The following is a 16,053-nucleotide window of genomic DNA, read 5'->3' as shown; positions in this document are numbered from 1 at the left end:
ATTTCACTCAATTTCAAAAACAAATCGGCTGAACAATTGATACGCATGACATCGCGGTTCTTCTCGCGAACAGGCAGCGGGACCGCGTCCGATGCCCGGCGCCGGGCGCGAGTCATCGTGTGGGCAGCGGGGGGCGCGGTGGCCCTCGGATTCATGGCCGCTCTCGAAATCGCCGCACGCCGGTACGGGCTGCCGGGGCCGATCGCGCATCAGGCGCGCGAGGCGATATTCGCCCCCGCCTCGGGGCCCCTGTTGTACGCCAGTATGGCGCTGATGCTGGTGGTGCTCACCTGGCGCCGGCGGTTCATCGCGATCGGCGCCGCGGCCGCGATCGATATCGCCTTCGCACTCGTCCGGTGGGCGGTCGACGCCGACCAGGGTTATGGCAATGGCGCGTTGTGGGTGATTCTGGGCTGTGCGGTCCTCGCCGTGACGCGTCGCTCCGGCCCGGAGCGGGTGCTGCTGCTGAAGGGCGTCGGGCTGGGTCTGCTGCTGGTGGCGGGCCGGAAGACCGGTGACACCTGGCTGCTGATCACCTCGAAGACCCGCCCCGAGGTGCTGGACCAGTATGTGGCCGCCGCCGACAACGCACTCGGCAGTCCGTCCTGGCTGGTGGGCCGGCTGGTCGCGGCCACCGGACCGGCCGGCGCCGGTTTTCTCGACTGGGTCTACGTCAAGCTGGCGGTGGCCGCGGTCGTCGTCGCGGTCTGGCAGCTGCGCCATGTGGCAGCCGAGGGCCGGTTCCCGCGCCACCATCTGGTGCGCACCTTCCTGCTCATCGGTCTGCTCGGCCCCGGTATCTACATGATCTTCCCCGTGGTCGGACCGGTCTTCGCCTATGGACCCGACGGCGGGCAGTGGGCGGTGGCCAATCTGTGGCCGGAGACACTGCCGCGGATCACCGACCCGGTGCACATGCCCTTCGACGAGATCACCCCGCGCAATTGCATGCCGAGTCTGCACACGGCGTGGGCTGTCGTGATCTTCATTCATTCCCGCAAGGGTCCGCGCCCGCTGCGGCTCGCGGGCACGCTCTGGCTGATCGCCACCCTCGCCGCGACCCTCGGCTTCGGCTACCACTACGGCGTCGACCTCGTCGCGGGTGTGGTGTTCACGCTCACGATCGAGGCGGCGCTGCGCGCGCACGACCGCGGCTGGGAACGCGCGGGTGTGCTGCTGGTCCTTCACGGAGCGGTGGTCTTCACGGCGTTCCTGGTGTCCTACCGCTATCTGTCGATGGAGATGGCCGGCCATCCATGGGTGTCCGGGCCCCTGCTCATTCTGGCGATGGTCTCGGTGATCCACCTCTATGTACGGACCACCCGGCGGTGGGACGCGCAGCCGGCGCCGGCACCGCCCCCGGTGGAGCAGCGCACCGATCCCGTCAGGCCGGAGCTCTCGTCCGCCGAAACCGCCGGCGGAACGGCGAAGCGGCCGTGACCCGGCGGCCCGCCGGGCAGGGGCGCCGCTCCCGCCCGGCGGGCGGAAAACCCCGCCGGGGCCTGCCCGCGCCCGATCGCGCGCGGGCAGGGGGCCCGGAGTCGTATCGCACGGCGGTGTGACCACGGGCGGGCGCCAACCACAGGCCGGGCAGGCCGAAACGCGGTTCCTCCGTGCGCGGGCGGCCGGCTTCCCGGAAGCCCGGGACTCGGTCCGTCAGCGGGAACCGTCCCCCAGCCGTTCGCCCTCGCGGCACCCCGCCCGGTCGGTCCCTGTGCGCGCCACCCGGCCCCGGACCTTCCCGGGCGGGGAGTTCGGCATGCCGTGTCCGCTGGTGCTCCGGCGCCCGGCGGACGGAGAGGTCCACGACGAGCCGGCGCCGACGAGTCCCTTCCGCGCCCACGGTCCGGCCTGCTGACCGCCGCCCGGGCGGCGGCGGCCCGGCCGGAACCGTGATCCCGGCCGCCGTCGGCGTACATTCGGATCGACCGGACGGAGCGGGCTCCCGAGGTGAGGGGTGGCCGGCCCGCCGGCTCCGCTCCCCGGCCGATGACTTTCCGCCCCGCCACCGGTCCCATCCGTACGGGCGCCGCGAGTGAGCGAGGGAGACGCCGTGAGGAATGATGTCTGGCAGATGGTGCACACGGAGCGGGCGGCGCTGATCGACGACCTGTCCCGCCTCGACGACGAGCAGTGGGACAGACCGTCGCTCTGCGCGGGGTGGACCGTGCACGACGTGGCCGCCCATCTGGTCGACACGGCCCGGACGACGCGTCTCGGTTTCGTGGCCGGTCTCGTCCGGGCGCGCTTCGACTTCGACCTCCAGAACGCCCGCGGGGTGGAGCGGGAGCGCGGTGCCTCCCCGCAGGAGACCCTCGGCCGGCTCCGCCGGGTGGCGTCACGGCGGTCGACCCCTCCGGCGCCCCTCGACAGCCGGCTCGTCGAGGAGATCGTCCACGGCGAGGACATCCGGCGGCCGCTGGGGCTCACCCGCGCCTATCCGCCGGAGGCCGTGGCCAGATCGCTGCGCCTCCAGGCTCGTACCCCGGCGTCCTTCGGCGGGGCCAAGGAGCTGACGGCCCGGGTCCGGCTGACGGCGACGGACGCCGGCCCGGCCCTGTCGATCGGATCCGGTCCGGAGGTCCGCGGAACCGCGCTCGCCCTGCTGCTCGCCGTCTCCGGACGGAAGCCGGCCCCGGACGAGCTCGACGGTCCCGGGCTCGCCGTGATGACGGCGACGGTCTGACGGCGGTACAGGGCGGGGCACGGCACCGGCGTACGCTCCCGGGCACTTCGCCGGCCCGGTACCCGCTCCCCCGCCCCCGCCGCTCCGGTCGGGAGCCGGACAGCTCGTCCACCACCCCGATCAGCTCGCCGGTCGAGACGGCCGTCGCGCGGTGACCCGGCCCCACGGGCGCGCGGCGGGATGATCGGGCCGAGTCAGGCCGCCGCCCGGGATCGCGTGGTTTCGACGCCGCCGAATCGCGTCAGCCGGGTCCGGGCGCCGGGACCGTCCGCAGCCGCCGGGCGAACCGGCCGCCGGAGGAACACCCCTCCTCGTGGAGGAAGAAACTCTCCTGGGCCGGCCGCCGCCAGGTCACCGGCCGGGAGCGGCCGGCGAGGGGATGGCCAGGCGCGCACAGCGGCACCAGGGCCCGGGCGGCGATGTGTTCGGTCTCGAGGTCCGGGTGGTCGATCCGCTCCTCCGGCAGGAGAGCGCGGTCGAGCGCGCCCGCCCGCGGTTCGCCGACGGCGACGGTCGTGGTGGTGGTGCAGGACCGCGGGTGGACGTCCACCTCGGGATGGGGGACGCGCGGTTCGGCGACCGGACCGTCCCCGGCGCCCCGCCGCGAACAGCCGGGTCCCGGCCTCCGGGACATCCTCCGCCGCGGAGAGCCGCGCGCCGGTGGGCAGCCGGTCGAAGAGCCGGGTGCCCAGGGCCTTGTCCAGGGCCTTGTCCTGTACGGAGACGGTGAAGCCGGCCGTCCTCGCGAGGGTGAGGAAGGTCCGCGGCAGCCGGGTGTCCAGGGCCCCACCCCGGCCATCGCGAAAGTCGATCGACACCATCGATTTCATCGTTTGCGTCAATGAGGTGCGGACGGGAGGGTGAGGCCATGTCCAGCTCACCAGCTTCCGAGGTCCTGCGCTACGCCGCGTTCACTTCCCGTCCCGACGGGGGCAATCCGGCCGGTGTCGTCCTCGATGCCGCACTGCTCGACGAGCGGCGGATGCTCGCCGTCGCCGCCGAGGTCGGGTACTCCGAGACCGTGTTCGTCACCGCGCGGGACGACCGGCGGCGCCGGTTCGCGCTCCGCTACTTCAGTCCGCTCGCCGAGGTCGCCTTCTGCGGGCACGCCACCATCGCCGTGTCGGTGGCGCTCGCCGAACGCATCGGCCCCGGTGCGCTGGTCTTCGACACCCCCGCCGGGGAGATCGCGGTCGAGACCCGGGCCGACGGCACCGGCGCCGTACGGGCGACCCTCACCAGCGTGCCCACCCGGTCCCGGCCGGCGCCGGCCGCCGGGGTGGACGCCGCGCTGTCGGCCCTGAGGTGGGCGCGGGCCGACCTCGATCCGGCGCTGCCGCCGCACATCGCCTTCGCCGGCAATGACCATCTGGTGCTCGCCGCCGGCACCCGGGCCCGGCTGGCGGAGCTCGACTACGACTTCGACGCCCTCGCCGCCGTGATGCGGGCCCATGACTGGACGACAGTGCATCTGGTCTGGCGCGAGCGCGGCGATCTCTTCCACGCGCGGGACCCGTTCCCGGTCGGCGGTGTCGTGGAGGACCCGGCGACCGGAGCGGCGGCGGCAGCCTTCGGGGGCTATCTGCGTACGCTCGACCCGGCCGCGGCGGGTGTCATCGCCATCCGGCAGGGCGAGGACATGGGACGGCCCAGCGACCTGACCATCGAAGTGGATCCGCACGACGCCCGGGTGCGGGTGACCGGCCGCGGTGTGCCGATCGCCGGCTGATCACGGCCGGGCCCGGCCAAGAGGGGGCGAGGTGCCCGGTGTCCGCGGCCGGCATCGGTGTGGCTCCCGTGCGCGTCCGGGCCGCTCCCGGCCCGGGGCGGGCGGGGGGTCACCGGCCGCGGACCCGCTGATGCGATGCTGGGCGGATGCGCCGGCCGGAGGTGCCGTGGCAGCGGTGAGTCCGGAGGTGTGTGCTGAGTACGGTTGTCGCCGAGACCGTGTCCGTCCTGCTGTTGCTGGGGGTGCTGGCGTTCGCCGTCGTCCGGCCCCGGGGGCTGCCGGAGGCCGCCGCGGCGGTTCCCGCCGCGGCCCTGGTGGTCGCGCTGGGCGCGGTCTCCCCGTCGGACGCGTGGGCACAGACCGCCGATCTGCTTCCGGTGGTCGGTTTCCTCGCCGCGGTGCTCGTGCTCTCCCGGCTGTGCGCGGACGAGGGGCTGTTCACCTACGCGGGGGATCTGATGGCCCGGGTCTGCCGGGGCAGTCCGGTGCGGCTCCTCGCCGGTGTCTTCGGGGTCGCGTCACTGATCACGGCGGTGCTCAGTCTGGACGCCACGGTGGTGCTCCTCACCCCGGTGGTGTTCGCGACCGCCACCCGGGTCGGCGCCCGCCCGCGCCCGCACGTCTACGCGACCGCGCATCTGGCGAACACCGCCTCGCTGCTGCTGCCGGTCTCCAACCTCACCAATCTGCTGGCGTTCGCCGCCAGCGGCCTCTCCTTCACCCGCTTCGCCGTGCTCATGGCCCCGGCCTGGCTGATCGTCATCGCCATCGAGTACGCCGTCTTCCGCTACTACTTCCGGGCCGAGCTCACCAGCGCGGTCCGTGCCCCGGAGGCCGCCGCGGCGCCCTCGCCGCCGGTGTTCAGCCTGGTCGTCCTCGCGCTGACCCTGGCCGGTTTCGCCGTGACGTCCTTCGCCGGGGTCAGCCCGGCGTGGGCCGCGCTGGCGGGCGCGGCCGCCCTGGCCGTCCGGGCGCTGCGGCAGCGGCGCACGACCGTGCCCGCTCTGTTCGGTGCCGCCGGACCGCTGTTCTGTCTGTTCGTCCTCGCCCTCGGGATCGTGGTCAAGGCGGTCGTCGACAACGGGCTGAACACCGCCGCCGACCGGCTGCTGCCCGGGGGTTCGAGCCTGCCCGCGCTGCTGGCGGTCGCGGGCATCGCCGCCGTGCTCGCCAATGTGATCAACAACCTGCCGGCGACCCTGGTACTGCTGCCGCTCCTCGCCACGAGTGGCCCCGGCCCGGTGCTCGCCGCGCTGATCGGGGTGAATCTGGGCCCCAACCTCACCTATGTCGGCTCGCTCGCCACCCTGCTGTGGCGGCGTGTCCTGCATGCGCACAAGACCGATGTGGAGCTGGGCGACTACACCCGCCTCGGCCTGCTGACCGTGCCCGTCACCGTGGTGGCGGCGACTGTGGCACTGTGGGCGATGCTGGGGGCGATCGGAGGCCGACCTTGACCGTACTCGTCTGGATCACCGAGAACACCTGGCGGGCGGCGGTGGACGCCGCCCGGCCCCACGCCGGCGCCGGAGCCCGGGTCACCCTGATGCATGTCACCGGCGGCGACGTCGCCGAGGCCGCCCACGGCGCCTTCGCCGGCCTGCTCGGCCGGGGCAGGCCCGGACCCGACCCCGGCGACCGGGTGGAGGCCCTGGCCGAAGACGCCGCCGAGGAGCTGCTGGAGGCGGCTGCGGCCCGGCTCGGCGGGCCCGCGGAGCGGGTGAGGGCCCACGGCCGCGTCGAACACGAGGTCGTCCGCGCCGCCGTCGGCGCCGAACTGCTGATCTGCGCGCGGGACGGCGACATCAGCCGCCCGGGACCCCGCAGTCTGAGCCCGGCGACCCGCTTCGTCGTGGACCACGCGCCCGGCCCGGTCCTGCTGGTCTGGCCCCGCTGAGCGGCCGGGCGGCGCGGGGCCGGGGGGGGCGGCGGCCGGTCCGGTGACCCCGCTGGTCCGATCGGGGTGCGGGTCCGCGCGGCGGGTCCACCGGCACCCGCGGCGGTCATACGGTCCGCTCGAAGGATCAGCCTCCGAAAGGAACATCCATGCGCGTCCGTACGGTACTTCCGGCCCTCGCCCTCGCCACCGCGGGCCTCTTCGGCACCGCCCCCGCCGCGTCCGCCCTCGAATTCGGCGATCTCACCGTGACGGTCGAGCAGAGCCCCGATGTCGTGACGGGGTGTAACGCCGGCTCGGTGTCGCTCTCGCCGTCCCTCCAGTGCGGTGTCTTCCACATCACTCCCGCCTGACGGACCATCGGCCTCCGGGCCGGTGCCCGCGCACATCCGCACCGCGCGGCTCCGCCGGCCCGGGCGCCGCCTCCCCCGTGTCCGCGCGCGCCGATGCGGACGGCCGTGTCATGGCGCCTTCCGCGCCCGCCGTGCGAGCGGCCTTCCCCGGAGCGCGGAGCCCGTGGCCCCGGCCCCGCCGGCCCCGCGCCGAAACCTCCCCTCCCCGTCCGCCGTATGCGGGCCCGGGACCGGGATCCGCCGGCGTTCCCGCCGTGCCGCACCGCCCTTCCCCCCGGGTCGCGGGCTGTCCTACACTGCGTTCGCCCATCGGCACCCCGGCCGTACACCGCTCCGGCCCGGGGACCGACCGCCACGGCCACGGTGCGCGCCGCACCGGCGACCGCGAAGGCACGGAGACGGTTCAGCCACACCCGGGCCCCTCTCCCCGACCCCGCCGGGGCTCCGGCCCGGCCCTCGGGGAAGACCCCCGGCACCGATCCACACGTCCCAGCCCCCAGGCCCCGCGCGAACCCCGCCCGATGCCCCCGGTCCGCACCCCGGACCGGGCGGCGGCGACAGGTCACCGGCTCCGCGGTGAGCGCCGGCCCGGTCATCGGGACACCTCCGCCGGCGCCCCGGCGCGGACGGTGCGCGCGCCGGTGCCCGCCACGCGGACGGTGCGGGCGCCGTTCCCGCCCACCCGGACACCCCCCTGGCCGGCCCTGTCCCGATGCCGCCCGGATGACCGTCACGCGCGCGGCGGAGGCGTCCGTCCACCCACGGATCGACAGTGAGGACACCCACGTGAACGACCTTCAGCTGCTCCGCGCCATGGTGCGCGTCCGATGCGTAGAGGAAGTGCTCGCCGATGTCTACCGCGACGAACAGGAGATGCGCACCCCGGTCCACTTCTCCATCGGCCAGGAGGCGACGGCCGTCGGCGTCTGCGCCGCACTCCGTACCGAGGACATCGTCTACAGCGGCCACCGCTGTCACGCCCACTACCTGGCCAAGGGCGGCGATCTCCGGGCGATGGTGGCCGAGTTGTACGGCAGGGAGTCCGGCTGTGCCGCCGGGCGCGGCGGTTCGGTGCATCTGGTCGACGAGGCGGCCGGATTCGGTGCCTCCTCCGCGATCCTCGGCGAGATGATAGCCGTGGCGACCGGCACGGCCTGGGCCTTCGCCCGCGAGCGGGCGCCGAGGGTGGCGGTCACCTTCTTCGGTGACGGCGCCTCGGAGGAGGGCGTCTTCCACGAGTCGCTGAACTTCGCGGCGCTGCGGCGGCTGCCCGTGCTCTACGTCTGCGAGAACAACCAGTACTCGCTCACCTCACCCCTCCCCGCGCGCCAGCCCGCCGGCACCGGCATCGGCGAGCGGGCCGGCGGCTACGGCATCCCGGTCTCCCGCGTCGACGGCAACGATGTCACCGCGGTGCGGTCCGCGGCGGCGGCGGCCGTCGAGCACTGCCGCGCGGGCAGGGGGCCCCGCTTCCTGGAGCTGGACACCTACCGCTGGCGCGAGCATGTCGGCCCCAACTGGGACCACGAACACGGCGGCCGGTCGCGGGCCGAGGTGCGGTCCTGGATGAGGCGCTGCCCCATCGCCCGGGCCACCGCCGCCCTGCGCGGCGGCGAGCCGTCCGTGGAGAAGCTGGTCACGGCCTGGGAGGAGGAGTTCCGGGCGGAGGCGCGCACCGCCGTCGCGCACGCCAAGAGCGCCGCCTGGCCGAAGGTCGGGGACCTTCTCGCGGGCACCTACGGAGACATGAAGTGACGGGCGGCGTCCCGGAGGGGGAATCGCGGCACATGAGGACACTGACCTACTGTCAGGCCATCAGCGAGGCCACGGTGCAGTGCATGGAGGCCGACCCGGACATCATCGTGGCCGGCCAGAGCGTGGACGACTACAAGGGGGTGTACGGCACCACCGGTGACGCCTTCGCCCGCTTCGGCGGGGCGAGGGTGATCGACCTGCCCAACGGCGAGAACGCCTTCGCGGGCATCGCCGTGGGCGCGGCGACCCGGGGCCTGCGCCCGCTGATCGTCCACACCCGCGCCGACTTCATGTTCCTGGCCATGGACGGCATCGTCAATCTGGCCGCCAAGTGGCGCTACATGTACGGCAACAAGTGCGGTGTACCCGTCGTCACCCGGGGGGTGGTGGGCCGGGGCTGGGGACAGGGCGCCACTCACTCCCAGAGTCTGCACTCCCTCTTCGGGCACTTCCCCGGCCTGTACGTCGCCACCCCGGCCGACCCGGCGGACGCCAAGGGGCTGCTGGTGTCGGCCCTGCGGGGCGACACCCCGGTCGTTCTCCTGGAGAACCGCGGGCTGTACGAGCTGGCGGGCGAGGTGCCGGCGGAAGCGGTCGCCGTGCCGTTCGGCAAGGGCAGGATCGTGCGCGCGGGTGACGATGTGACGATCGTGGCGGCGTCGCTCATGGTGCACGAGGCCGGGCGCGCCGCCGAGGCCCTGGCCGGCCGGGGTGTCAGTGCCGAGGTCGTGGACGTCCGCAGCATCCGGCCGCTGGACGACGCCCTGATCTGCGCCTCCGTCGTGAAGACCGGGCATCTGGTCGTCGCGGACACCAGCTGGGCGCGGTACGGCTTCTCCGCCGAGGTCGCCGCGGTCGTGGCGGAGACCATACCCGGCGCGCTGCGGGCGCCGGTGCGCCGGATCACACCGCCGGACTGCCCCTCGCCCGTGTCCTGGCCGCTGGAGAACGCCTTCAACCCGGGAGCGGAGACCATCACCCGGGCCTGCCTGGAGACGCTGGGCCTGGCCGGCGGCGATGTGCCGAGGATGCGGAACGTCATGGAGGGGTTCATCGGCCCGTACTGATCCGGCGCCGCGCACGGGCGGGGCTCCCCGGCACGGCGGCCGGGACACGCGGACCGGGGGGAAGGGAGCCGGGACACGCCGACCGGAGGGTAAGGGAGCCGGGGCGTACGGACCGGGGCGCACGGACCGGGGCGTACGGGAGCCGGGGCGTACGGGAGCCGGGGCCCCGCCCGTGCGCCGCGGGGTCGCGCGGTCCGGGCCCCGTACCGGTCACGGCATCCGCGCCCGGGCCGCCCCGGGGAGCTCCTCCCGCCCGAGGTGGTGGCGGCTGTGGACCGCCGTCTCACGGTCGCCGGGCAGAGCCGTCGGGGACCGTGCCCGGTCGGTGGGTCCGTCCCACGGGCGGGTGTTGCCGGACTGGTCAGGTCCGGGCCCGGCCGCGCATCATGGGCCGCATGGGTCAGATGGTCAAAGGCGGGAACTGTTCCGTTCCCTCGGTTCCCCTCCGGGTCGTGGTGCGCCACGACAGCGGCGCCGGGGCGCCCGCGCTGGAAGTGATGACACTGCTGCTCGACGCGGTCAGCGGCCGGATGCGCGGTCCGCACGATCTGGTCACCTCCGGCCAGCCCGCGCATCCTTCCGGCGCCGTCCGGCACGGCGGCGGAGGCGGCGGCGCCCACTGGATCGAGTTCGACCCGGCGGCGGCCGAGCATCTCGTGGGCACGGTCGTGCTGGCGGGCACGACGCTGGGCGGTGTCCTCGCGGGTCTGACGGATCCGGTGGTGGAGGTGTTCGCCCCGGACGGCGCGAGTGTGGCCCGCTATGAGGTGACCGGCGCCGGGGAGGAGACCGCGTTCGTCTTCGGAGAGTTCTACCGGCGGGCGGGCGGCTGGAAGTTCCGTGCGGTGGGCCAGGGGTACGCCTCCGGGACCGCCGGCCTCACCGCCGACTACGGCATCCCGGCCGGGTCCCCGCCCGCGTCCGGGCCCCCGGTCCCGCCCCCCTTCGCACCACCCGCCGCTCCCGCCGGCCCGCCCCCCTTCGCACCGCCGCCCTCCCCCGCCGGAGGCCCGCCGGGTGGCCCGCCGCCCCCGCCGGCCTTTCGCATACCTCCGCCGGCCGGGGCGCTCGGCCCGCCCCCCGGCCCGGTGACGGGTGTTCCGCCCATGGCGCCCCCGCACCCCGCGGTCGCGCCCGGACCCCCCGCGGTCTGGTCCTTCGGCCCGGTGTTCCGGCCCTTTGTCTCGCGGGGCCGGGGGACGGGGGTCGCCGACACCGGAGGCGCGGTGCCGCCCGGACCGGTCCTCGTGGAGGCGGAGTTCCGGGGCGACAGCTTCAACTCGGTCAGCCCGCTGGGGCGGGACAACAAGGCCGAGGACTCCCTGATCTTCGGTATGGACGACTACCGGGGAAGCGCCCCGCTTCAGGCTCCCCGGGAGCGCTCACTCCGGCTGAAGGTCGAGACCGGGGAGAGCTGGACGGTCACGGTCAAGCCGCTCGCCGCCGCCCGCCGGCTCGAAGGCACCCTTCACGGAGCCGGCGCGGAGTGTTTTCTCCACCTGGGCGGCCCGATGGATCTCACGGTGGACTACCGGGGCAGCGAGAACCTCATCGTCCACTATTACGAGGTGGCCGGCGTGAGCGAACTCCCCGAGGACTCCGAGAACCTGGTGAATGAGATAGGCGCCCGCCGGGTGACTCTCCCCCTCCCGCCGGGACCTCTGCTGGTCTGGTTCGAGTACGCGGAGGGCCCCTGGACGATCGGGTGCAGGCCGGTGGGCTGAGTCCCGAAGAGCTCGTCCCCGGGCCGGCCGCTGCCCCCTCCATAACGCCTGACCTGCGACTTCTCTATTCTGAGGCGAGAGCTGCCGTGGGAGGGGAAGAAAGACCGTGGAGAACGGAAGAGCCCGGATCGTCTTGTGGACCGGAGCGGCGGTGCTGATGGGCGCCCTGGTGACCCCCATGGTCCTGCCCCAGGCCGGACGGTGGCTGTCCGACGACGAGGAGGCGGTCGAGCGCGCGGCGCATGCCGTGATCCAGGAGCGCGCGGATCTCGGTACCGCCGTGGCCCGTGACATCACCGCCCCGGAGCCGCGCGGCACCGCCGCCGGCGTCGCGGCGGTGCTGCGGCCCCACTACGCCCAGCTGGCCCGGGAGGGGCGGCGGAAGGCAGCCGAGGGGCTGGGATCGCGCCGGGCCGAGGTGCGGCTCCACTCGGTCGATGTGGAGCTGTTCGACGACGACAGCGCCCGTGTCGAGTTCTCCCAGACGACCGACCACCAATGGGAGAAGGCCGGAGTGGAGGGTTCGGATCATGACTTGACGTCAGTCTCGTCCCACATCTTCCACTTCAGCCGGCGGGACGGACGCTGGATCCTCACCCGGGACGCCTCCTCCGCCGACGCCAGTGGGGAATCGGGCGCGGACGCCGGGGTGCGGAAAGCGGCAGCGCTGCGGTCGCCGGGCCCGTAACGTACGGGCGGTGCCCCCGCTCCCGGGACGCGCCGGCGGCGGGCACAGGGGACGGGGCGGGCACCATGGAGGAGATCGAGCCGCCGGGCTCACCGGGCGGCCCCGGACAGCAGAGCGGATCCGGCACTTCCGGTGTTTCCGGCGCCTCCGCTGGCCGGACACAGCGCTATGGGCTGAGCACTCCGCAGTTCTCCGCCCCGTTCGTCCTGAGCGTGCTGCCGGCCGCTCTCCTCCTCCGGGCAGTCCTGCTGGTGACGGGGGAACCGGTGTCGGCGGCCGGCTTCCGGGACTCGCTCGGGATATTCGCCGCGGCGGCCCTCGGGTGCCTTCTGCTGCCGCGCCCGCGAGCGGTCACGGCCTCCCCTCGGGGCATCGTCTTCGGGAAGGGCGGCCGGGGCCGGGCCGAGTGGGGCGAGGTCATCGGCATCGGTGTGCGCCGGCGCGCGGGCATCCGCACCGTGCTGCTCTCCCTGCGGGACGGGCGGCGCATCACCCTGCGGGCCCCGATCTCATTCCTGGACCGGCGGTTCGACGGCAGCGTCGCGGAACTGCGCGCGCGGTGGCGGAACCACCGGGGTGATGCCGAGCCCTCCCGCGACCCCGGCCCGGGGTCCGGCCGGTCCTGCCCCGGCCCGTAGCGGGCGCGGCGCACGGCTGTCCCGCCGGCGGACAGCCGCGTCGGCCGCCTCCAGGGTCTCGGCGACGACATCCGGCAGCCAGGCGCCGGTGCGCGAGAAGGCGAAGCCCAGCTCCTTCGCCCGGGCGTTGCTCATGGCGTAGTGGCGGTCGAAGGAGAACGGTGACGCCTCGTCGCCGGCGGCGACCGTCCGGTACCGGGGGCGGCTGCCGGTCCGTGCGGCGATCACGGCGGTCAGGCCGTGCACATCGAGCAGGTCGTCGGAGCAGGCGTTCACCGGGCCGGTGAAGCCGGTGGTGACGGCCGCCCACAGCAGCAGATCCGCCAGTTCCTCGTAGTGGATGAAGACCGAGGGCAGCGCGCGCTCGTGCACGGCGATCTCCGTGCCCCGGGTGATGTGTTCGGTGTAGTGCGCGAGGCGGCCGGTCCACTCCTGTGTCCCGCCGCCCAGTACGTGCGCGGCGCGCACCGGGACGAGTTCGAAGTCCGCGTCCCGGGTGAGGGCGGCCTCGGCCTGCCGCTTGCCCTCGGAGTAGTGCGCGTCCAGATACTCCGCGTCGTGCCAGGGCAGATCCATCCGGATCGGCCAGGCGGCCGGGTCGACGTTCTCCTCCGGCACGGGCAGGTCGTGCGGGACCGGGGGCAGCGCGGCGGTGGCCGGGTTGTACACCTCGATCGTGGAGGTCATGACATACCGCGGGGTGCGGCCCCGGAAGACCCGGGCCGCCGCCGCGGCCTGCACCGGGGAGTAGCAGAACTGGTCGATGACGGCGTCGAAGGTGCGGGAGCCGAGGGCGGTGGTGAGGGCCGCCTCGTCATCGCGGTCGGCGATGAGGTGTTCGGCACCGGGGGGCGGTGCGGTGGAGCCGCGGTTGATCACGGTGACCCGGTGTCCGGCGGCCAGCAGGCGTGCGACCAGGACTTTGCCGATGTACCGGCTGCCGCCGATGACACAGATTCTTTTCATGCCCCCATCCTGGGTGTCTACTGTCGGCAGCAGAAGTGATGCCCCGCTGAAGGTGTATTAAGGAAAACTGTTGATCGATGTGCAGCGGCTCCGTGTCCTGCGGGCTGTGGCGGAGCGCGGCAGCTTCAATCAGGCGGCGGCTGCCCTCCGTCTCACTCCCTCCGCCGTCTCCCAGCACGTGGCCGCCCTGGAACGCAGTCTCGGCGCCCGTGTCGTGGTCCGCAGCACCCGGGGGGTGACCCTCACCCGGGCCGGACGGATCATGGTCGAGGCCGCCGAGTCGGTCGCCGCCGAACTCGCCTCCGCCCGGGAGCAGGTCGACCGGCTCGGGACGGGGCGCACCAGACTCGCCGTCGCCACCTTCACCAGCGGCGGCAGGCTGCTGCTCCCCGGCGCCCTCGCCGCGCTGACGGCCGCTCATCCCCACACCGTGCTGCATGTGCGGGAGGCCGAGCCCGAGGAGGCCGTTCCGCTGGTGCGCCAGGGCGCCGTCGACCTCGCGCTCGCCTATCACTTCGACGGCCCGCTGCCGGGCGGGCCGGGCCATCGCTCCGTGGAGTGGACAGCGCTCATGGACGACCCCCTGCGCGTCGTCCTGCCCGAGGGGCACCGGCTGGCCGGCCGGGCCGCGCTCGACATCGGCGAACTGGCGGCCGAGCCCTGGGTGCTCGGCTGTCTGAAGACGGAGGCGTATCTGCGGCGGTACGCCGAGCGGGCCGGCTTCGAACCGGATGTGCGCGGCACCACCACCGACTACTTCTTCGCCTGTTCGCTCGTGGCCGCGCGGGTGGGGATCTCGCTGATCCCCTCCATCGCGCCCGCGTCGGAGCTGCCGGGTGTGCGCACCGTACCGGTCAGGGCGCCGGGCCCGGCCCGGCACATCGGTGTCGCCACGATCGGCCGCCGCCGCGATCATCCGGAGCTCGCGACACTGGTCGAGGCCCTGAGGGAGCAGGCACGGCGCCACACCCGCCGTGAGCCGTGAGCCACACCCGCCGTGAGCCGTGAGCCGGCCGCGCCGGGACCCTCCCCGGCGCGGCCGGCTCACGGGCCCCGGGTCAGCGCCGGGTGGTGAGCAGTGCTCCGGCGCGGTCGAACGCCGAGTCGCGGCCCGCCGCGAACTCCTCCTCGGTGAGGACGGGGGTGCGCAGACGGGGGGCTGTCCCCGGGCCCTCGAAGGTCTGCCCCGCGCGGTTGGCGTACTTCTCGTTGGCGAGGCTGAACATCCAGCCGCCCGGCAGCGACCGTACGAGGGCGCCGGAGAACACTCCCTGGGTGTTCTCCCCGATCCGGACGGCGGGCGACGGCCGCGCACGCCGGTGCCCGCCGCGCGCGCCCGGCCTTCCGTTCGCACAACGGTTCCCCCCGCGCGGGGCGGGCGGGAATCGGGGAACCCCCGGCGGGCGGGTGCCCCGGTCGGCAGGATGGGGGAATGGAACACGAGGATCTGGGTCCGCGCGCGGCGCGGCCGATGGTGGTGCGGGTGCCGGTCGAGCCGGTGGAGGCGGTCGTCGAGGCGGACGCCGCCGACGCCGCCGCGCGCGCCGGCGGTCTGGCCCTGCGCGGGCCGCTGTTCGGCGTGGCCTCCCTGGACGCGGACTCCCCCGGCACGGCCTCGCCGGACGGCGGGGACCGGCCGCGGTGGCGGGTGGTCACGGCGGTGACGTCCGGCTGCCCGCAGCAGGCCCGGGACAGTCTCAACTCCCTGCTGTGGTTCCGTGCGAAGGACGGGGCCCGGGACAGGGCGGAGCGGCGGGCCCTGCTGGCGGCGGTGGCCCGGCTGGAGAGCGAGCGGGTCGACGATCTCACGGTGGCCGGGGTCCGGTACCGGATCGTGCGCGCGGAGGAGTACGCCGTCACGGACCCCGACGGCATGGAGCTCCCGCGCGCGACCGACCCGGAGCCGCTCGTCCCGGACTGGGGCCACGGCGGCCGTGAGGGGCCGCGGATCGACGACGGGCTGGTCCTGGACCCCGCCGCGCCGGTCACTCCCACGGAGGCCCTGGAGCAGCTCGCGCTGCGTGACATGTGCTACACCGGGGCCCGGTTCCCGGCGCATGTCCGCGGTGACTCGCGCCGGGCCCTGAGGACCCATCCGGATGTCCTGCTGCTGCCCACCGCGTTCACCGTCGTGGAGCGGACCGACGGCGGCTGGGAGTCGGTCAGCGGGCCGCATCCGAGTGCGCACGACGCGCGCAGATCACTGGAGTTCGCCCTCACCTGGGCGTGGCCGCGCATGCGGGGGCTGATCCCGATCGATCACCACACCGATTCCGACGCCCGCACGGTGACCGCCGAGGGCGGCGCGGCGGCCCCGGAGCTGGCGGAGTACGCCGAGGCCGCCGACAGGCTCCGGGCGGGCCGGGTCAATCAGCTGGAGTTCCAGGGCACCCTCCACCAGATCGCCCGCACCCGCCGGCTGGTGCGCTGGGGCCCGGACGGTCCCGAGGGACCGCGTCCGAGCGATGTGAACGGCCATCCCCCGGAGCGGATCCATCCGGACCTCGACGAGGACGGCAACATGCTGCCCGAGACCTCCTGAGCCCGCCC

15 protein-coding genes and 1 pseudogene are annotated in these 16,053 nt (G+C 74.4%); 13 read left to right on the top strand and 3 right to left on the bottom strand.

The features are described 5' to 3' along the window. Positions 1-45: 45 nt before the first annotated feature. Both AAFN69_RS13720 and AAFN69_RS13715 read left to right on the top strand, forming a co-directional pair. Positions 46-1,440, top strand: coding sequence for a phosphatase PAP2 family protein (locus tag AAFN69_RS13720; protein ID WP_347728724.1), 1,395 nt, complete (start codon positions 46-48; stop codon positions 1,438-1,440). Positions 1,441-2,074: 634 nt separating this feature from the next. Continuing rightward, entirely contained in the window at positions 2,075-2,686 is a 612-nt protein-coding gene (locus tag AAFN69_RS13715) for a maleylpyruvate isomerase family mycothiol-dependent enzyme (RefSeq protein WP_347728918.1), read from the top strand. A 241-nt stretch (positions 2,687-2,927) separates the two neighbouring features. On the opposite strand, the gene AAFN69_RS13710 is transcribed toward AAFN69_RS13715, so the two are convergent. Beyond that, entirely contained in the window at positions 2,928-3,236 is a 309-nt protein-coding gene (locus AAFN69_RS13710; RefSeq protein ID WP_347728723.1) for a LysR substrate-binding domain-containing protein, read from the bottom strand. A 318-nt stretch (positions 3,237-3,554) separates the two neighbouring features. On the opposite strand from AAFN69_RS13710, the gene AAFN69_RS13705 reads away from it, so the two are divergent. The 9 genes from AAFN69_RS13705 (at position 3,555) to AAFN69_RS13665 (ending at position 12,537) form a co-directional block, all read left to right on the top strand. Beyond that, positions 3,555-4,415, top strand: a complete 861-nt coding sequence (locus AAFN69_RS13705; protein ID WP_347728722.1) for a PhzF family phenazine biosynthesis isomerase — start codon at positions 3,555-3,557, stop codon at positions 4,413-4,415. A 194-nt stretch (positions 4,416-4,609) separates the two neighbouring features. After that, positions 4,610-5,872, top strand: coding sequence for an SLC13 family permease (locus AAFN69_RS13700; protein WP_347728917.1), 1,263 nt, complete (start codon positions 4,610-4,612; stop codon positions 5,870-5,872). Beyond that, positions 5,869-6,312 carry a universal stress protein gene (locus AAFN69_RS13695; protein WP_347728721.1) on the top strand — a complete coding sequence of 148 codons (444 nt, stop codon included), beginning with the start codon at positions 5,869-5,871 and terminating at the stop codon, positions 6,310-6,312. The genes AAFN69_RS13700 and AAFN69_RS13695 overlap by 4 nt, the downstream gene beginning before the upstream one ends. A gap of 149 nt (positions 6,313-6,461) precedes the next feature. Further along, entirely contained in the window at positions 6,462-6,665 is a 204-nt protein-coding gene (locus AAFN69_RS13690) for a hypothetical protein (protein WP_347728720.1), read from the top strand. A 723-nt stretch (positions 6,666-7,388) separates the two neighbouring features. After that, positions 7,389-8,420: a thiamine pyrophosphate-dependent dehydrogenase E1 component subunit alpha gene (locus tag AAFN69_RS13685; RefSeq protein ID WP_347728719.1), complete on the top strand. Its 1,032-nt coding sequence runs from the start codon at positions 7,389-7,391 to the stop codon at positions 8,418-8,420. Between the two features lie 32 nt (positions 8,421-8,452). Then, positions 8,453-9,487, top strand: a complete 1,035-nt coding sequence (locus AAFN69_RS13680; RefSeq protein WP_347728718.1) for a transketolase C-terminal domain-containing protein — start codon at positions 8,453-8,455, stop codon at positions 9,485-9,487. A gap of 395 nt (positions 9,488-9,882) precedes the next feature. Beyond that, positions 9,883-11,211, top strand: a complete 1,329-nt coding sequence (locus tag AAFN69_RS13675; RefSeq protein ID WP_347728717.1) for a TerD family protein — start codon at positions 9,883-9,885, stop codon at positions 11,209-11,211. Between the two features lie 106 nt (positions 11,212-11,317). Beyond that, the gene (locus AAFN69_RS13670; RefSeq protein WP_347728716.1) at positions 11,318-11,899 is read left to right on the top strand and encodes a hypothetical protein; all 582 of its coding nucleotides are present in this window, start codon (positions 11,318-11,320) and stop codon (positions 11,897-11,899) included. 65 nt (positions 11,900-11,964) lie between these two features. After that, positions 11,965-12,537 carry a hypothetical protein gene (locus AAFN69_RS13665; protein ID WP_347728715.1) on the top strand — a complete coding sequence of 191 codons (573 nt, stop codon included), beginning with the start codon at positions 11,965-11,967 and terminating at the stop codon, positions 12,535-12,537. A 36-nt stretch (positions 12,538-12,573) separates the two neighbouring features. On the opposite strand, the pseudogene AAFN69_RS13660 reads toward AAFN69_RS13665, so the two are convergent. Beyond that, positions 12,574-13,503 (bottom strand): annotated as a pseudogene (locus AAFN69_RS13660) (NAD-dependent epimerase/dehydratase family protein); the annotation flags it as partial. Positions 13,504-13,573: 70 nt separating this feature from the next. Here AAFN69_RS13660 and AAFN69_RS13655 point away from each other — a divergent pair. Next, positions 13,574-14,488 (top strand): LysR family transcriptional regulator, encoded by a 915-nt coding sequence (locus AAFN69_RS13655; RefSeq protein ID WP_347728714.1) that lies wholly within the window; start codon positions 13,574-13,576, stop codon positions 14,486-14,488. Positions 14,489-14,561: 73 nt separating this feature from the next. Here the strand turns inward: AAFN69_RS13655 and AAFN69_RS13650 are convergent, their stop codons facing one another. Beyond that, positions 14,562-14,771: a hypothetical protein gene (locus AAFN69_RS13650; protein ID WP_347728713.1), complete on the bottom strand. Its 210-nt coding sequence runs from the start codon at positions 14,769-14,771 to the stop codon at positions 14,562-14,564. A gap of 164 nt (positions 14,772-14,935) precedes the next feature. Between AAFN69_RS13650 and AAFN69_RS13645 the strand changes: the two genes are divergently transcribed. Further along, complete coding sequence (locus AAFN69_RS13645; RefSeq protein WP_347728712.1) at positions 14,936-16,045, top strand: DUF5954 family protein; 1,110 nt, start codon at positions 14,936-14,938, stop codon at positions 16,043-16,045. Positions 16,046-16,053: the final 8 nt, after the last annotated feature.

The sequence above is a fragment of the Streptomyces sp. CAU 1734 genome, from assembly GCF_039888735.1.
Classification (GTDB): Bacteria; Actinomycetota; Actinomycetes; order Streptomycetales; family Streptomycetaceae; genus Streptomyces.
This window is presented reverse-complemented; position numbering and strand designations above follow the sequence as displayed.